Annotated in this window: 8 protein-coding genes; 7 read left to right on the top strand and 1 reads right to left on the bottom strand. The window is 62.5% G+C overall.

Annotated elements, in window-relative coordinates; genetic code table 11:
• The coding region (locus ACV4UY_RS05960) for a methyl-accepting chemotaxis protein (RefSeq protein WP_491606729.1) at window positions 1-1,488 on the top strand (1,488 nt) is incomplete at its 5' end.
• Window positions 1,489-1,573: 85 nt separating this feature from the next.
• Complete coding sequence (locus ACV4UY_RS05955) at window positions 1,574-4,696, top strand: bifunctional diguanylate cyclase/phosphodiesterase (protein WP_491606728.1); 3,123 nt, start codon at window positions 1,574-1,576, stop codon at window positions 4,694-4,696.
• A gap of 6 nt (window positions 4,697-4,702) precedes the next feature.
• On the opposite strand, the gene queG is transcribed toward ACV4UY_RS05955, so the two are convergent.
• Window positions 4,703-5,788, bottom strand: a complete 1,086-nt coding sequence (gene queG, locus ACV4UY_RS05950; protein WP_491606727.1) for a tRNA epoxyqueuosine(34) reductase QueG — start codon at window positions 5,786-5,788, stop codon at window positions 4,703-4,705.
• 99 nt (window positions 5,789-5,887) lie between these two features.
• Here queG and nadA point away from each other — a divergent pair, with 99 nt between their 5' ends.
• From nadA to ACV4UY_RS05925, 5 genes are all read left to right on the top strand, one after another.
• The gene (gene nadA / locus ACV4UY_RS05945) at window positions 5,888-6,970 is read left to right on the top strand and encodes a quinolinate synthase NadA (protein ID WP_491606726.1); all 1,083 of its coding nucleotides are present in this window, start codon (window positions 5,888-5,890) and stop codon (window positions 6,968-6,970) included.
• Between the two features lie 2 nt (window positions 6,971-6,972).
• Window positions 6,973-7,407, top strand: a complete 435-nt coding sequence (locus ACV4UY_RS05940) for a GTP pyrophosphokinase (protein WP_491606725.1) — start codon at window positions 6,973-6,975, stop codon at window positions 7,405-7,407.
• 471 nt (window positions 7,408-7,878) lie between these two features.
• Window positions 7,879-16,266: a carboxypeptidase regulatory-like domain-containing protein gene (locus ACV4UY_RS05935; RefSeq protein WP_491606724.1), complete on the top strand. Its 8,388-nt coding sequence runs from the start codon at window positions 7,879-7,881 to the stop codon at window positions 16,264-16,266.
• A gap of 19 nt (window positions 16,267-16,285) precedes the next feature.
• On the top strand, window positions 16,286-17,017 hold the full coding sequence (locus ACV4UY_RS05930) for a hypothetical protein (protein WP_491606723.1): 732 nt from the start codon (window positions 16,286-16,288) through the stop codon (window positions 17,015-17,017).
• Window positions 17,018-17,248: 231 nt separating this feature from the next.
• A complete protein-coding gene (locus ACV4UY_RS05925) occupies window positions 17,249-18,385 on the top strand; it encodes a hypothetical protein (protein WP_491606722.1) in 1,137 nt (378 codons plus the stop codon).
• The last annotated feature ends 12 nt before the right edge of the window (window positions 18,386-18,397 follow it).

The raw sequence follows: 18,397 nt of genomic DNA, 5'->3' as shown, positions 1-18,397 counted from the left end.
CAAGATATCCTGAATACCTATCTGGATGGCCGGTTGGGCGAGAAGGAGATCCTGCTGACCCGCGGCAAGGACGAGAAGCAGATGAAACGGGCGCGGGAGCAAAGCGCCAAGGCCAGGAAGATGGCCGAGGAGATGCTTCCGAGCTTCAAGAACCCGGTCAACAGCGATCAATGCAAAAAGATCATCGCTGCCTTGGATGGTTATCAGAAGGCCCTCGAGGCGGTGATCCAGAGCCAGGCCAAACAGGCCGGCCTGGAGACCGAAATGATCCAGAACCGCCGCAAGGTGGACGATGTGGTGAACGTCGCGGCCAAGGATCAGGAAGAGAAGATGCATCACGAGATGGTGTCTGCCAACATCCTGATCATGAGTGGCAGCGCCCTGGCGGTGGTGCTGGGGATTCTGGTGACCATCCTCATCACCAGGATGATCGTGAATGCCTTGCTCAAGGGGGTGGTGTTTGCCCGGAGTCTATCCCAGGGTGATCTCACCGCCACCATCGATCTGGAGCAGAAGGACGAGTTGGGGCAGTTGGCGAAGGCCCTGCAGGAGATGGTGACCAAGATGCGCGAGGTGATCGGCGAGGTGTCGGCTGCCGCCTCCCAGGTGTCGGCGGGCAGCAACGAGATCTCCAACGCGGCGCAGAATCTTTCGCAAGGGGCCACCGAACAGGCCGCCTCCATCGAGGAGACCTCCTCGGCCATGGAGCAGATGTCCTCGAACATCCAGCAGAACTCGGACAACTCCAGCACCACCCAGACCATTGCCCAGAAGGCGGCCAAGGATGCCGAGGAGGGTGGTCAGGCGGTGATCCAGGCGGTGACCGCCATGAAGGAGATCGCTTCCAAGATCGGCATCATCGAGGAGATTGCCCGCCAGACCAATCTGTTGGCGTTGAATGCCGCCATCGAGGCGGCGCGTGCCGGCGAGCACGGCAAGGGGTTCGCGGTGGTGGCCGCCGAAGTGCGCAAGCTGGCGGAACGGAGCCAGACAGCCGCCGGCGAGATCAGCCATCTCTCTTCCACCAGCGTGGGCGTGGCCGAGCGGGCGGGTGGCATCATCAATATGCTGGTTCCGGACATCCAGAAGACCGCCGAATTGATCCAGGAGATCGCGGCGGCGAGTCAGGAGCAGAATCAGGGGGTGGCGCAGATCAACCAGGCGATTCAGCAACTGGATCAGGTGATCCAGCAGAATGCCGGTTCCTCCGAGGAGATGGCCGCCACCGCCGAGGAGTTGAGCGCCCAGGCGGACATCATGAGCCAGTCGATCTCCTTCTTCAAGTTGGGTCATGCGGCCTCCCACGCGGTGGGGCGTCGAGTTCCGGCGGTCAAACGGAGCAGCGCGGCACCGGCGGTGGTGAAGAAGGGGGTGGTCTTTTCCAAGAAGGCGGCCCCCAAGGCGTTGCCCGCGCCTGCCAAATCCGGGAGTGGCGTGAATCTCGACATGGGCGGCGGTGCCTCCGACGACGAGTTCGAGTCCTTTTGATCGGGATCCGACCGCGCCGCGCCGGTAGAGATCCTGGCGCGTCGCGGTCGATCAGGCTTCGGCCTGAATGGGAGTTGGTATACGCATGAGAGTGCTTGTCCATCGCTTCCTTCCGTGGTTGGTTTTTGTCGCGGGGGTGGTGATCACCTTGATTACTTACCGGGTCGTATGGCTGGAGGGTCATAACGATCTGCAACGCGAATTCAACCAGCGCGGCAAGGAGGTGGTGGCGCGGATCCAAAGCCGCATGAACGCTTATGAGCAGGTGTTGCGTGGGGTGCGAGGCCTGTTCATCGCTTCCGAGAACGTTTCGCGGCACGCGTTTCGCGATTATGTGGCCAACCTGAATCTGGATGAGAAATATCCGGGCATTCAGGGGGTTGGTTTTTCAATGTGGGTTCCAGCCGCCGGGAAGATCGCGCTGATCGAATCGATTCGGAGCGAGGGTTTTCCGGAATTCGCCATCCATCCGGATGGGGAACGTCCTGTCTACACGCCCAGCATCTATCTGGAACCGTTTGCCCAGCGCAACCTGCGTGCGTTCGGATACGACATGTATACCGACACCGTGCGTCGCGCGGCCATGGACGAGGCATGGTCATCCGGTCGTTCGGCCATGTCGGGAAGGGTGAAGCTGGTTCAGGAGGATGGCAGGGCGGAGCAGCCCGGATTCCTGTTGTATGTGCCGGTTTATCGGCGTGGTGTGTCCATGGCCTCTTCCGAGGAGCGGTTGGGCAACCTGCTGGGTTGGGCCTACGCCCCTTTTCGTGCCCATGATTTGATGGATGGCGTGCTGGGACGTTACCGTGAAGGGTTGGATCTGCACATTTTCGACGGTCATGCCGTGGACCGCGCGCACCTGCTCTACGATTCGGATCATCATCTGTCCAGTGGGGAGACGGAACGGGAGCCCCCGGCGTTGTTCCATTTCGAGGAGCGGTTCGAAATGTTCGGACGCTCCTGGATGATCACCGTCCGCTCGCGCGCGGCCTATGAGTCGATGCGTCGCGAACAGGATGGGCGATCGATCCTTTATTCCGGACTTATGGCCAGCGTGCTGTTTTCGCTGCTGGTGTGGCAACTGGTGACCGGTCGGTCGCGGGCGTTGGCCCTGGCCGAGGAGATGACCCGCGAATTGCGCGAGAGCGAGATCGAGCGGCGGCGCGGAGAGGTTCTGGTGCGCGCCATGGTGGACACGGTTGTCAACGCCATCATCGTCATCGATGCCAACAAGCTCGTGCAACTCTTCAATCCCTCGGCGGAGCGGATCTTCGGTTATTCCCAGGCGGAGATGCTGGGGAAAAACATGAACCGGCTCATTCATGAACCGGTTTCCGATGCGCATGACGGCTTTGGGGATCACAAGTTGGCGGACGGGGAGAACAAGGTGATCGGCATGGGTCGGGAGATCACCTGTCTGCGCAAGGACGGGAGTCCGTTTCAGGCCGAGTTGTTCGTCAGCGAGATGAATGTTGGTGGTGTTCGGATGTTCGTGGGGGTGATCAACGACATCACCGAGCGCAAGCGGGCCGAGGAGTCGTTGATCCTGGCGCGGCGGGTGTTCGAGAATGCCGGCGAGGCGATTCTGATCACCGATCCGAACGGCAGAATCACCGATGTCAACCCCGCCTATGAGCGGATCACCGGCTATGAGCGCGAGGAAGTGTTGGGCAAGTCGCCGAACGTGACCAAATCCGGGCGCCATGACACGGAGTTCTACCGTGGCATGTGGAACCAGTTGATCGCGGATGGCAAGTGGGAGGGGGAGATCTGGGACCGGCGCAAGAACGGCGAGATTTTTCCGAAGTGGGTGTCGATCAGCGCGATTCGTAACGCTGCCGCAGACCTGACCCACTACATGGCCATCTTCATGGACATCACCGATCAAAAGGCGGTGGAGAACAAACTGGAGCGTCTGGCCTTTTACGATGCCCTGACCGGTTTGCCGAACCGCATGTTCTTTCACGAGCGTTTGGCGCGGGATATCGTGCTGGCCAAGCGTCAGAAGAACAACCTGGCGGTGATGTTCATCGACCTGGACCGTTTCAAGTGGGTGAACGACACCTTGGGGCACGAGGCCGGGGATGAGTTGCTCAAGGAGATTTCGCGGCGACTCAAAATCTGCGTGCGCGAAAGCGATACCGTGGCGCGCATGGGGGGAGACGAGTTCACGATCATCCTCACCAACTTGCACACCACCGACCATGTGGCCGCCGTGGCCCAGAAGATCATCGCCTCGGTGCGTGAACCGGTTCAGCTTTGCGGCCAGAACGTCTATGTTGGGGCGAGTGTGGGGATTTCGATGTTCCCGGTGGACTCCTCCAACATGGAGACTCTGATCAAGCATGCCGACATGGCGATGTATCACGCCAAGGAGGGAGGACGCAACACCTTCCGCTTTGCCTCCACGGATCAGCACGCCAAGGCGTTCGACCGCATCGCCATGGAGGATGATCTTTACAAGGCGCTGGATCGTCAGGAGTTGGTGCCCTTCTACCAGCCGAAGTGGGATTTGCAGAAGCAGTGCCTGTGCGGAGCCGAGGCGTTGATCCGCTGGATCAAGCCGGATGGCAAGCTGATCAATCCCGGCCAGTTCATCCCTCTGGCCGAGGAGACCGGTCTGATCCTGCCGATCGGCAAACGGATTCTGGAGACGGCCAGCACCGACACGGCCTCCTGGACCCACGGCAAGGGGAACTGTCCGTTCAAGATGGCGGTCAATCTCTCCTCGCGGGAGTTCCAGCAGGCCGATCTGTTGGAACAGGTGCGGGATATCCTGGCCAAGACCGGTTTGTCGCCGGAGCGGCTGGAGATCGAGATCACCGAGAGCATGGTGATGGGCAATGTGGAGAAGGCGATCGAAATCATGAACCGGTTGCGCGAGCTTGGCATCTCCCTGGCCATGGACGATTTTGGTACGGGCTATTCGTCGTTGGGCTATCTCAAGCGCTTCCCGTTGAACACCTTGAAGATCGACCAGTCGTTCATTCGCGATTTGCCAGCCTGTGAGGGGGATGGGGCGATCGTCGAGGCGATCCTCTCCATGGCCAAGGGGTTGAAGATGCATGTGGTGGCTGAAGGGGTGGAGACCGAGGCGCAGATGCGTTATCTGGAAGAGCGGGGATGTGAGTCGATTCAGGGATATCTGATCGGCAGACCCATGCCGGAGGCCGATTTTGCCCGCATCTTTCCAACCGGGAAAGAGTAAACCGGTTTATTGTTTCGCCATCTGTCTTTCAAAAGCCCACGCCGCGTGCTCCCGCACCAGGGGCGAAGGATGTTCCAGCAAACGCCGAAGTGGGGTGAGCGCGCCCGGATCGTCCCAGTTGCCGAGCGCGGTGGCGATGTTGCGCAGCAGACGCACCCGTCCGATCCTTTGGACCGGCGTGCCCGCGAAGCGGTGCTGAAACGCGGTTTCATCCAGTTCTGCCCACTCGGTCAGCGTGCGGTTGAAGGGGGCGTCGGAACCGGATTCGGCGCGGTCGATCGGGGGTGGGTTTTCCAGGGGGGCGAAACGGTTCCAGGGACAGGCCGTGATGCAGGCATCGCAGCCGAAGATCCGATTGCCAAGCGCCGTGCGCAGCGATTCGGGAATCGATCCCCGGTGCTCCACCGTCAAATAGGCCAGGCAACGGCCTGCGTCGATCTGGTAATCCCGATTCAAGGCTCCGGTGGGACAGGCCCTCTGACACCGGTCGCAACGGCCACAGTGGTCGCCTCCCGCCGCATCGGGAGGGATGGGAACGGGCAGGAAAAGCTCCGCGAGCATCAACCGGCACCCGAACCGGCGCGTCACCAGCAGGGTGTTCTTTCCCTGCCACCCCAGACCGGCGGCCATGGCAAGCGGTTTTTCCAGAAGCGGTGCAGTATCGACGAAACTGCGATGGGCAATGACCGTGCCCATCTCGCGTTCGAACCAGGCGGCCAGGGCTTCGGTTTTCTCCTTCAAAACGATATGATAGTCGGTGCGTTGCGCATAAGCCGCGATCACCCCGCAAGCCGGGTCCCGATCCTTGTCCCGCGCCTGGTCCGGGACGTGCCAACCCAACACCATCAACACCCCTTCGGTGCCCAGCAACAGGCCAGGATCAGCCCGTTTTTCCGGGTGGCGCGCCAGCCAGGCCATGCCACCGTGGCGTCCCGCCTCGAGCCAGGGCGTCAGCGCCTCGGCGCGCGGCGGGGGGCGCAACGCGGCGAATCCGGCCAGCGCGAAGCCCATGGCGATGGCCTGGGCACGCAACGCCTCTTTCCGTCGCTCCCAAGGATTGTTAAACTGCATTACGTCGTCTGGATTCGTCATGCCTCGACTCTGTTCGTGCGTGGAGAGCCTGTCCGGGCGTGCCACGTCGGGGGGTGAGGGGCTCGCCCCATGTTGCAGTCTGCTCAAAAGGATTGTTCGATGCTGCCCTTGGAACCCTATTATGAATGCTCCGACGCCGATCTGGATAGGCGTATCGCCATCGCCAAACAGGCATTGGGCTCCGCGTGCGTGATTCTCGGTCACCACTACCAGCGGGAGGAGGTGTACAAATTCGCTGATCTCACCGGCGACTCCCTCAAGCTTTCCCGTTTGGCCTCGCAACGGGCCGATGCCCGATACATCGTTTTCTGCGGGGTCCACTTCATGGCCGAGGTGGCCGATATCCTCTCCGCGCCCGGCCAGACCGTGATCCTGCCGGACATGTCCGCCGGCTGCTCCATGGCCGACATGGCCGATCTGCCGAGGGTGGAGAGCGCCTGGCGCCAACTGGGCGAGATCCTGGATGTGGATGGCCTGGTCACGCCGATCACCTACGTCAACTCCATGGCCGACCTCAAGGCCTTCTGCGGCGATCACAACGGGGTGGTCTGCACCTCTTCCAACGCCACCAGGATTCTCGAATGGGCCTTTTTGCAACGGGAGAAGGTGTTGTTCTTTCCGGATCAACACCTGGGAAGGGTCAGTGCCCATGCCCTGGGGGTGGCCCTCGACGAGATGGTGCTCTGGGATCCGACCCGACCCCTGGGTGGATCGGATCCGGACACCCTGCGCCGCGCCAAGGTGATCCTGTGGGATGGCTACTGCTCGGTTCATCAGATGTTTCAGCCTGCCCATGTGGAGCTGTTTCGCGCCCGTCATCCGGGGGTCCGGGTGATCGTCCATCCGGAGTGCTCCTTCGAGGTGTGCCAGATGGCCGATCTGCGCGGCTCGACCGAGCTGATCCAGAAAAGCGTTCGCGAATCTCCCTCGGGCTCGGTCTGGGCCGTGGGCACGGAACTGAATCTGGTCAACCGCCTGAAACACGAGATGCCGGACAAGGAGATCCATTTCCTCTGTCCGACCATCTGCATGTGCTCGACCATGTTCCGCATCGATGCCCAGCACCTGTGCTGGACCTTGGAGAATCTCCAGGCCGGCGAGGTGGTGAACGTGATCTCGGTGCCCTCCGAGGTGGCGACTCCCGCCCGAGTGGCGTTGGAACGGATGCTGGCGATCGTCTAGTCATGGCCACCCTGGATCGCGCCATCGCCCTGGCCGCCGAGGCCCATCTGGGTCAACTAGACAAGGCCCGGCAACCTTACATTCTCCATCCGTTGCGGTTGATGATGCGCCTGGAGACCCAGGACGAGCGCATCGTCGCGGTGCTCCACGACGTGATCGAGGATTGCGGGGTCGCATTCGAAACCCTGCGTGCCATGGGTTTTTCCGCAACCGTCCTCGAGGCGCTGGACTGCCTGACCCACCGTCCCGAGGAGTCCTACGACGACTACATCGCGCGCATCGCCCATCAGCCGCTGGCGCGGCGGGTCAAGATCATCGATCTGGAGGACAACATGGATGTGCGCCGTCTGCCCCAACCGTTGATCGAACCGGATTGGGCGCGTTTGCAGAAATACCACCGCATCTGGACCCGTCTCCGTTCCCTCGAGAACGGTTGATCCGGCGCAACCATCCAGGCCCCCCACATTGGGTGGGGCTCAGGGGTTCAATGGCCCTTGCTGGGATCCAAGGGCCAAGCCCTCGGGACTCTTTTTTTGCCTTTTGCGCGCTTTTGCGATCAAGCGATTCTTCGCGTTTTTTGCGAGAAATCGTGCAAGCGCGCGGTCTTGAAGGTGCCCTTCCGTCGTGCCTGGACAAGAGCCGTCTTGATTCCGACTGGCAGAGTTGTTGCAGACACTCCTCTGGGATCCGGATGCCAGGAAAGATTTGCCTGGTACTTTGTGCCTGGAATGGTCACGGATCGTGTAACCAAGTGTAAAAGATTGATTTTTCAATTGACGTGTCATGAACAACCATTCATCCTTGTGATAATGGCCTCGTCACGGGTTGGAGTTTCCTGAACCCCCTGACGCCTGGGAGTGTTCGCGGCAGGTGGATTCCTCATGCTTGAAGAGATGGAGAAAAGTTCGATGGGCATTGCCAAAAGAGCCTGGGATCGCGGGTTGGTGGTGTGGATGCTGCTTGGATTGTGGATGACCAGCCTTCCGGCACAGGCCGCCACCCACGACGCCACGGGACGCTGGTCGATCGATTTCACCCCGGATGCGCTCACCACGCCGTTGGCGTCTGGTTGTCTGTCGCTCCCCAAGGAGTCCATCCTCGCCACCCTGAGCCAGGACGGGGATGCCTTCACGGTGCGTGAGTCTTCTGGCGCCGAGGCATCGGGGAGCATCGATGCCGAACTCTATACCTATCACATCGACCGTCCCGACGGCAGCGGCAGCGAAGTCGCGCTCACCTTGAACACCGCGGATGCCGGTTCCGGTACGGTCACGACCAGCTGGCCGGATGGCGCGGGCGGAACCTGCTCGGCCACCGGCAGCATCGTCGCCAGGCGCGCCCACGATGCCCTCTTTACCCTGACCGGTGACTGGACCATTCAATTCGGGGCCGAGCAGCTCGACACGGCGCTCTCCGATCCCGCCTGCACCCTCGCGCCAGCCCGTTCGTTCCAGGCGCGCATCGATCAGGATGGCAACCGGTTCATTGCCACCCTCGATGCCGGCGTGCAGATCAGCGGCGACATCGATCGGGCGGTCCACCTGTTCGTGGACAAGCAACTGCTCACGCAACCCCATCTGTCCGTGAGCCGGTTTCTGATGCTCAATGCCAACCAGGGCAGCGGAACGGCCCGGTGGAGTCGCTTGCAGGGGGGATTGGCCTGTTCCGGTTCCAACACCCTCTCCCTCACCCGTGCCGGGGTGACGGTGGATCCGAACGCGCAATTGAGCATCGCACCGATCAATCTGACCGAGGGGCAGAGCCGCCGGGTGGCGTTGGCCCATGTCACCGGCACGCCGTCGATCGTGGTGGAGCCGGAGAGCGGTGTGGTGGCCCTCGATACCCTGGGAGGGGTGACCACGGCGCGTTGCGAAGGGGCCGGATCCGCGACCCTCACCGTGACCGACGCGACCGGTTCGGCCACCGCTTCGGTCAACTGCGTCCCACCCGTCACCGATTCACCCGTGGATCAAGCCTGGAGCCAATGGATCTTCCTGCCTGGCGTGACCCTGGTGAACGGGGAGAATTGGCGCGGTGGCGAGGCCAACAGCCGCGACCAGCGGAGCATCGGCTGGTCCAGGGCCGGGGTGGCGACCTCCTTCTTGAACCGTGGCACGGTGTCGAGTCTGGTTGGGAACCAGGGGTTGCTCTATACCCTGGGTGATGACGGCTTGATCTTCCACGGGGAGAAATCGTTTGATTCCGGCTTGGGTCAATCCAGGCGGCGCGCCTATTACGGTTTTGTCAACGCCCCCTCCCTGGAGTCCGGCGCGGCGGGGATCGGCGCCGAACAGCTGGCATCCGCCAATCTCAAGAGTCCGCCGGCGGTGCTTCCGGGGCGGATCGTTCCCGGCACGCCGGTCACCACCGTGCGTGTTGAATTCGAACTCGATGACAGCGATCAGCCTCTGGCCAACCGTTGGAGCGTCGTGGCACAGACGATCGAGGTGGCCGGATCCGTGAACCTCCTCGCTGCCGACACTCCGGAGTCGTTGGCGGACGCTGCCTTTTTCCCGGCCTGGCGCGATGCGATCACCGATCCGGATCTGCTCGGGCGTCTGACCTCGGTGGTCCGGTTGAAGGTGAGCGAATCCCGTTACGAGCCGGGTCAGTTCTTGGCCAGCGGTTCGAGCGGCGAGCTGTATCTGGCGCGCGGGGTGGGGATCGTCCTCGAACGTTGGAACGAATCCGATGGCCAGTCCCATGGCGTTCTCATGGGGCTCGACCGTGGGGTTGGGCTGACTGGCGTGACCGCGCGTGGCATATCGGCCCGGCAGTTCCGCATCGAGGGTCCGAGCGGCACGACACTGGTCGATCCGTTCGTTCAGGTGCGTGTCGAGCACGGGGAGACGGCGGATCACGCGCATGAGACCATCGCCTGGCACAACGAAACCCCGACCGGCAATCAGGCCCTGTTGACCCTTTTCGAGTTGGACGCGGATGATCCCACCGATTCGACCCGCGTGGTGCGTCTGTTGCATGGCGCGCGGGGATACGAGACCCAGGTGGCCTCGGAGGTGGATTTGTGGATGTTGACCTCGCCCGCCGTCTTGCCTTTGGGCGTCGATCAGGCCGGGCACGCGGTGACCTTTCTGGTCAAGGATGCCTCGGGCGCCGTGATCGGTCAGGCCGGCGTGCGTGTCTCTCCGGTCCGGGATGGGCTGTGCGCCGACAATCTCGGCATCACCCGCGAAGTCGATTCGTCGGGTATCACGGTCTTCACCCTGGCCAATGGCCCTCATTGCGTGTATGTCTGGCCCAGGCAGAGCGGAGCCTTCGCAGGTGGCGCGTTTGATGCCACGATCCCGCCAGGGGTGATCAACATCGTTCTCTCCTCCAACGCCCCGCAAGGGATTCCCGTCACGATCACCGACGCGATCACCCAGGTGGTGCTGGTGGTCGGTTCGGATGATCTCCCGCGCTACCACCGCATCAGCGGGCGGGTGACCGATGGGATCCGGGGACTGGCGTATGCCGAGATCCTGGCCTCTCCCGCGGCGGGTGGGACGCCGTATCTGTTCCAGGCGGATGGCACGGGCACGTTCGGATTCGATCTGCCCTCTGGGGCCTATTGGCTCGCGTTCCGCCATGTGAACGGTGATACTATGACCTTTGGTTATCTAACCGCCGTTGATCCCGGCGTGCCGCTCTCCGCCACGGTGGGCAGTACCCAATACATCCATACCTCCATCCTGTTGGGCGAGGTCAAGTTGACCGCCGAGTTGCGGATCCCCTTCGCCACCCTATCCGGAACCATTACCGATGAATCCAGCGGACATTTGACCGCACCGGTGGTGGTCACGGCCCATTCCACCAACTTGGCGGTCTATCAGCGCGTCACTGCCAGTTCGACTGGGGCCTTTGCGCTCCGGTTGCCGGTCAATCAGGAGTATTTCGTGCGGGTCGAGGGCAAGGGCGCCGGCATGCTCTATCGGGGTTATGTGGATGCCTTCGGCAATTTGGTGGCCACTCCGGCCTCCGAGGCCGGCCTGAGTCTGTTTGGGGATGGTCAGCTCCACGGGACGATCAACGACGCCATGGGCATTCCGACGTTCCCTGTTTCCGGACGGGTGACCGATGCCATCAGCGGTCAGGGTGTGGCCGGGGTGACGGTTCGGGCCACCCATGCCCAGTTCCTCGACACCTTCTTCGAGACCGTCACCGATGCGCAAGGAAACTACACCCTGGCGGTCGAGGCGGGCGCCTATCGGGTGGCCTTCTTCAAGGCGGGGTATGTGGCCGGATTGGCGCACGGCAGTGGCAATACCACGGTTCTGGGTGGTGTCTCCGTTGCGGAGGTGTATGCGCTGGGTGGTTCCGGCCCCTCGGCGTTGAGCCTGGCGGTCGCCATGGCTGCCAGCAGCTCCGGTGGGGGTGATTCCGCTCCGCAAGTCACGATCCGTGGCGATGTCACCAATACCCATGGTCGGAGCTTGGCCAACCTCCTGGTCGAGCTGTTGCCGGTCTGGGAGCAGAATTCCACGCCGGTGGCGATGGCTTCGGCCAGGACCGATGGCTCGGGTCACTACGAGGTGGCCATTCGTCCGGGATTCTATCGGGTCCATTTCCGCCCGGTCTATCTGGATCAGGGGAGCGGAAAAGTGGTGACCGTGGCTGGTGTGATCGGCGAGGGTGGTTTCGCGGACGGGCTGGGCCAGATCATCGGGCAGGAGGCGGAGGCGCATGTCTTCGAGTTCACCGGGGATAAGCAGGTCAACGCCATGCTGCCGGGTGGGATGCGGGTGGCCGGTCAGGTGAGCGACGCCGCCGGGGCGGGCTTGAAGGGGGTCAAGGTCGAGTTCCAACCCGACGCTACCCGGAGTGCATCGGCAATTCCTGTCGAGACGATCACCGACCAGGACGGGCGTTACGAGGCATTCGTGATGCCGAATGCATCCTGGTGGGTCTACTTCAACACGGCCTATTGGGATTCCGAGAGCCGGAAACAGGTCAAGGTCGCGGCGGTGGGGGGGTATGCCACCGGAGCCGAGGACGACGGCGTGTCCGGCTCCCTGGACGAGGCCAAGGTTTATCAGTTTGCGGACAAAACCCTGCTCAACGTCCGCTTGAAGAGCGGAGTGCGCATCCACGGCATGGTCACCGCCGCGGATGGGCGTGGTGTCGCCGATGTGCTGGTGCGCTTTCAGCCGGAGTGGGATGCGGATGCCAATACCATGGGCGGTTGGGGTGAAAGGACCACCGATTTCAGTGGCCATTACGAGTTCGATGCCCTGCCCGGCAAGTATCGGATCGAGTTTCTGACCCGCTATTGGAATTCGACCACCCAACAGACCGTCGTGGTGGGCGAGGGACGCCTGATCGGTGGGTTCGCGGATGGTCAGGGGGGCGTCACCTCGGACTGGAGCGGTGCACGGCTGGTTCAGGTGCTGGCGCCCGTCGCGGTGGATGCGCGTCTGGGCGAGGGTATGACCCTCTCGGGTCATGTGGCCAACGCCGAGGGCAAGCCGGCCATCGGTGCCACGGTCTACGCCCATCTTCACGACTGGAGCCAGGCGTTCCACGCTCAGGTCGATTCCCAGGGCGACTTCACCATGATCGTCTCACCGGGTCAGACGTATCAGCTCGAGGTGTGGCCAGCCTGGTGCGCGGCGGAAAACACCGATCCGGCGCAAGGGTGTGGGGAGGCGTTCGTGCCGTTCACCGGGGGGCGGTGGATCACGCAGCCGGATGCAGGTTGGGTTTCGGGCTGGAGCGTGAACGATCCGACCAGTCGCCCGGTGGTCGTGGCGAGTGCCGCGGCCAGTGTCGGGCCCATTCCCGGCGTGGTCATGGAACAGAGTGACCCTCACATCGTCACCGATGTGCGCATGGATGGCCCGCTTCAGATCGGCGTGCTGGTCGAACAGGCCGTGGAGGTGCATGGACGGGTGGTGGACGATCAGAACCACGGGGTGGCCAATGCCTGGGTGAGCAGCGATTTCGGCGCCGGGCCCACGGACGGAGATGGCTATTTCATCCTGCACCTCCCAGCCGGGAACACGGTCACCCAGGCCCAATCAACCTTCACCATCGGCATCTGGCCGGGCGGATACGAGGATCCCGAGACCCATGCCTGGAAGAGTGGCGATTTTGTCGGCGGCAAGGTGCGGTGCGAGCCGGATGCGACATGCCGGTTGACGATGGACGAGAGCCAGGCGAGTGCTTTTGGCAGCGACTTGGTGCGGGGAGTGCCCTGGCCGGCCTCGGATCTGGGCAACGACCATGACGGTCTGGTGGTGCGGATCAGCCGCGGGGTGACCGTGGTGGGCGAGGTGATGCGGGATGGCCAGGGGATCGGCAACGTGTGGGTGCATGCCCGCTCTCTGGACCAGGGGGTCGGCGCCGGATCATCCACCAACAGCCTGGGTGCGTTCACGATCCGGTTGCCCGCTCCGGCGGATGGCGCCGAGGTCTGGTACGAAATCATGGCGTGGAGCGACGGGCATCTGCCGCCGGAGCCGGTTCTGGCGCGGGTGAAGGGACAAGGCGTGGTGGCGGTGCATGCCATCGATCCGTCCCGATCGGTGGGCGCCAACGGAACCTATCGCCCCGTGCCGGGTGAGTCGTTGCTGGCCGATGATCAGGGTGGCGTACCGGTTCGATTCAATCTGACCAGCGGCAACACGATCTCCGGACGGGTGACGGATGCCCAGAACAACGGGATGGCCTGGACGTGGGTGGATGTTCACACGAAGGACGGCGGCCAATGGTATGGGGCGAATACCGACGAGAACGGCAACTACCGTGTGACGGTGGCCCCTGCGAGCAACTACATCGCGGTGGTGTGGGGATGGAGCGGTCAATACCGGACCACGTATTACAAGAATGTCGGCAAGGAGGATGGGGCGACGCTGATCGACGTGTCGAACGGCAATCGGGAGGATGTGGACATTCAGATGAACTCTGGTGCCAAGATCAGCGGCACGATCAAGGGTCTGACGAGCGGGGTGAAGCTGTGGCTGAACGTCTGGTCGGAGAGCGAGGGGTCGTGGGGCGGCAAGGAGGTGGTCGGGACGGGCCAGGATGTGAGCTATGAGGTGACGGGTCTGGCCCCTGCGAAGGATTACCGTCTGGATTGGCGCTCGGAGAGCGACGAGGTGTCTGCCGGGTACTATGGCGGCGTGGTCGGGGGCGAGGGGTCGGGTGCGAAGAGTTGGGAGAAGGCGACCCTGATCAGCACGTTGAACGGCAATGTGGTGGGTGTTGGGATCGATTTGAACAAGATTCAGACCAAGACCCTGCATGTGAAGGTGGACGGCATACCTGCAGGGACGAAGGCTGTGGACGTGAACCTCTGGTCCGAGAAGCTTGGGAGTGGTCGCTGGAAACAGACGAAGGTGAATGCGGGTCAGACCGAGGTGAGCGTGGATGTGAAGGGTCTGGAGTCGAGCGACGACTATCGGTTGTTCATCGGGGGTCCGGATGCGCTGTTCAAGGTGGGCAACTTCAAGGGCGAGGTGAGCGGGAGTGGGTATCCGGCGACGGGTGGCGGTGTGGTGGGTTGGGATCGTGCCACGTTGATCGACATGTCGTCGGAGCGCTATGTGCATGTGTCGCTGGGAAGCGGTCGCAAGCTGACGGTTGTCGTGAGCGGCCTGCCGAATGGCGAGAAGGCGTGGGTGGATGCGTTTTCGGAATCCACCTGGTCGTGGGGTGGCGGGGAGTTGGTCTCGACGAGCGATACGTCGTCCGTTCAGGTGGAGATCAAGGGATTGGAGGAGGCCGAGGATTACCGGATTTCGATCTGGGGCGCGAAGATTCGTGGCGGCTCCTATGCCGGCGAGAACGCGGAACCGGATACCTGGGACAAGGCCAAACTGGTGAATGTTTCGGGTCAGGATGGTACGGTGACCATGCGGGTGTCGAGCGGTCGGAGCATCAGCGGAGAGGTGACCGGTTTGCAGAAAGGTCAGTGGGGTTGGGTGGATGCATGGTCGCCTGGCAGTTACTCGTGGAGCGGGAATTCGGTGCAGGCCGGCGGCACGGGGACGGACGGGTATGCGCTCGGTGGTCTGGGTCAGGCGTCGGACTTCCGGGTGAGTTTTCTGTCGGAAGGGTATGTGCCCAGGCATGTGGAAGGGGTGGATACCACGAACGGGAATGTGAGTGGGGTGAACTTCGCGGCCTCGACGGGAGGATCGATCGGTGGATCGATCAGCGGGTTGAAAGCCTACGAGTGGGCGCGTGTGGATGCCTGGTCGCCTGCGACGGGAGCGTTTGTGGTGGGTGGCGCGACGGCGGATGGCAGTGGTGCGGCGACGTATCGGTTGACCGGGTTGCCGGATGGGAGCGATTATGTGATCGGATTGTGGCGTGGCATGCAGGGTTTGTTCTACACGACGAGCGGGGTGACGGTGGCGTGGGATCAACATAGCCCGGTGACCGTGAGTTCGGGCGGAGCGGTGAGCGGGATCAACTTCGACCTGAGCAACGCGTCCAATCTGTTTTTGACCCTTTCGGGCGCTGTGAGCGGTGTGGGTGATACGCACGTGGTGGAGATCAACGCCTGGTCTTCGACGGGTGGTGGTCGGACGAGCGTGACGGGGAACGGCACGTATAAGCTGGAAGGTCTGGCGGCAGGCACCTATACGGTGGAGGTGATGGCGCCTGGTTATGTGTCCAAGCGGACCAAGAGCGTGACGGTGGCGAGTGGGGCGGTCACGGAGGTGTCGTGGACGTATGGTTGGAACGACGTGAATGGTGTGTTGTTGCAGGGGAACACCACGGGCCTGAACGTGGCGATGGAGAGCGGTCGTGCGATCAGCGGGACGGTGAGGGTGGGATCGACGGCGGTTTCGGGAGCGTGGGTGAACGCCTGGTCGGAGGTTTTGGCGACCGGTGGAGGGGCGGTGACGGATGCGGCGGGCAAGTACGCGATCAAGGGTCTGCCTGCCGGGACGTATCGGGTGGATGTGTGGACCACGGAAGGGACGGTGGGCGACACGGTGACGGTGGGTACGGATGGGGATCAGGTGAAGGATCTGTCGGTGGTGAAGTCGGCTGGGATCATTCGCGGCAAGGTGACGAGTGACGGCACGACGGCATCGGTGAAGGCGCTGGTGTTGGCGTATGATGCCAGCGGCGTGGAGCGGGATCGTGCGGTGAGCGACAGCGGCGGGGATTACAGGCTGGAGGGTCTGGAACCCAACCAGAGTTACACGCTCAAGGTGTTTGCCGCCACGAACGGCAACTGGAGCACCACGGGTAGCGGCTATGCCACCTCCTGCGCGGTGACGGCCAGCACCGACGGCGCAAACCCGGTCAATCCGGTGTTGGGATCGGTGTGCGTGCCGTGAGGAACATGGGACTCTTTCCGTGATGACGGATCGTCCCTGGAAGCGTGCATGGCGCCTTTGGCTGCTTCTGGCGGGTGTCGTGGTGTTGATGCTTTGGGTCGTGGCGGGGTATCGGTCGCCACGACCCCCGGAGACGACCCCGGAGGCCAAACAGGCCGAGTCGCGTCCGGCCCATCAGGTGGGCGGTCCGACCTTGACCGAGATGCGTGGGGATCGGGTGATCCGCGCCTTTTCGGCCCGGGAGTTCACCACGCGGCGCCGGTCGTTCATGGCCTTCCAGGTCAAGGGGATCGAGGATGCCTGGTTTCAGGATGCGCATCTGAAAATATACCGGTACACGGATAATCAGGATAAACTCCCGGAATCCCTTGGGGAAGAGGTGGGAGCCTTGCTCAAGGGTGTGATCGGCAAGCCCGGTTCCGGAGAGTCCGGGATGTTCATGGCGTTGCCGCGCGTCATGCAACTGATCCTGGAACCAGTTACGGTGGAGATCTTTCTGGACAAGAGCGCGGTGTTGCGACTGCATGCCAGCTCCGCACGCATCGGCAAGGATCGCCAGAGAATCGAATTTCACCAGGCTGAGCTGGAAAATCCCAAGACGAGTCAGAAAATCACCAGCGGGCGCATCGATTGGAATGAGGCATCCCGGTCGTTCGAGATCCGGGAGACGTATCGTGCCGAGAGTCCGTTGGGTCATGCGTTTGCCCGTGGTCTGAGGGTTGGCCTCGATTTCTCCGTTTTCCCCTTGTAACGTTTCCGCGCGGTACCTTTGGGGGGAGCCCCCCACCCCCGACCGATGACCTTCATGGCGTGAGTTTCTCGGTAATGTAACAAAATGAATGCCCTGAAATCGATGGGGGGTATTTTATTGTTTTGACATTTGATGCGAAATCGATCATTAATGAACCGTCGAAATGGTCCGCTCGACGCAGGGCTCCCTGTTGCCATGTCCGTTCCCGAGAGGGGTGGGGAAGTGGGATCGATGAACGCTTTCCGTTTCATACCGTTGTTTTTTCTCCTGCATGGCGTGCCAGCTCCGTTGGATGCGGCGCCTGCCGCCTCCAGCGAGTCCATCCGGCGCGCGGACAGTTCCGTCGCGGGCGACAGCGTGGTCTATCGCAACCACAAACTGAGCGTCAACCTGCGTGCCGTGCCGATCCGGGAGGCGCTGCAAAAGGTCTCCGACCAGGTGGGGCTGTCGTTTCTGGTCGATCCCGAGGTGTCGGGCAAGGTCTCGGCGCAGTTCGAGAATCTGTCGCTGGAAAAGGGGTTGCGGCGTCTGCTGAGCGGCCAGAGTCATGCCATGGTGCATGCGGTTCCCCAGAAGGGCGGGAAGGGTGACAAGAACACCCAACGCATCACCCAGGTCAAGGTGTTCAAGAAGGGCAGTCTGAACCTGACCCGGTACGATACCATCCACCCCTCCGAGCCATCCGAACCGGTGGTCGAGAAAAAAGGTGGAGAGGAGAAAAACGCCGTCAAATCCGGCGACAAGGGGGGCGCCCCCACCCGGGGAACCATCCAAGGCTCCAGCGGCGCCGAGACGGCCAAAACCGGCGGTCGCGAGGTGGACTCCTCCAGACCCCCGTCTCCGGCGCGGGTGGATACCCACGGGGTGCGCGGTCCGGCCCAGGTGATGGCCGCGATCCAGGAAACCGAGTCGGCCATCGCGCTGATACACCGCAAGGCCCAGGGCGAGCGCCAGGCGATCGAATACGAATCGGCCCGCACCCGTGAGACCCTGGCATCGGGTCAAGGCAATCCCAAGGATCTGGTGGACAAACTGACCACCCTGGAGCAGCAAAAGGCCCGCAGCGAACAGAACACCCAGGCGATGCTGGCTCCGGAGCAACAGAAATTGCAGCAGCTGCGCCAGGATCTGGAAAGCCTCAAAACCCCGGCAGAGCAGCAGATCGAAAATCGTGCCATGGTCAACCGCCAGGCGGCGGTGATGCGCGATCAGGCCGGTCAGGTCGAGGAGGCGCGACGCGCCGAGGCGTCCCGTCAGGCGGCGATGGTCGCCGAGCAGCGTGCCAACGCGGCGCGCGAGACCGAGGCCAGGCGACAGGCCGAGATCAGGCGGCAACAGGAGTTGGCGAATCGCAACGCCAGGCCGTGATGACCACGCGCC

It is taken from the genome of Candidatus Magnetaquiglobus sp., from assembly GCF_058402785.1.
Note: the sequence above shows the minus strand (reverse complement) of the source record. Positions and strands in the feature narration are given on the sequence as shown.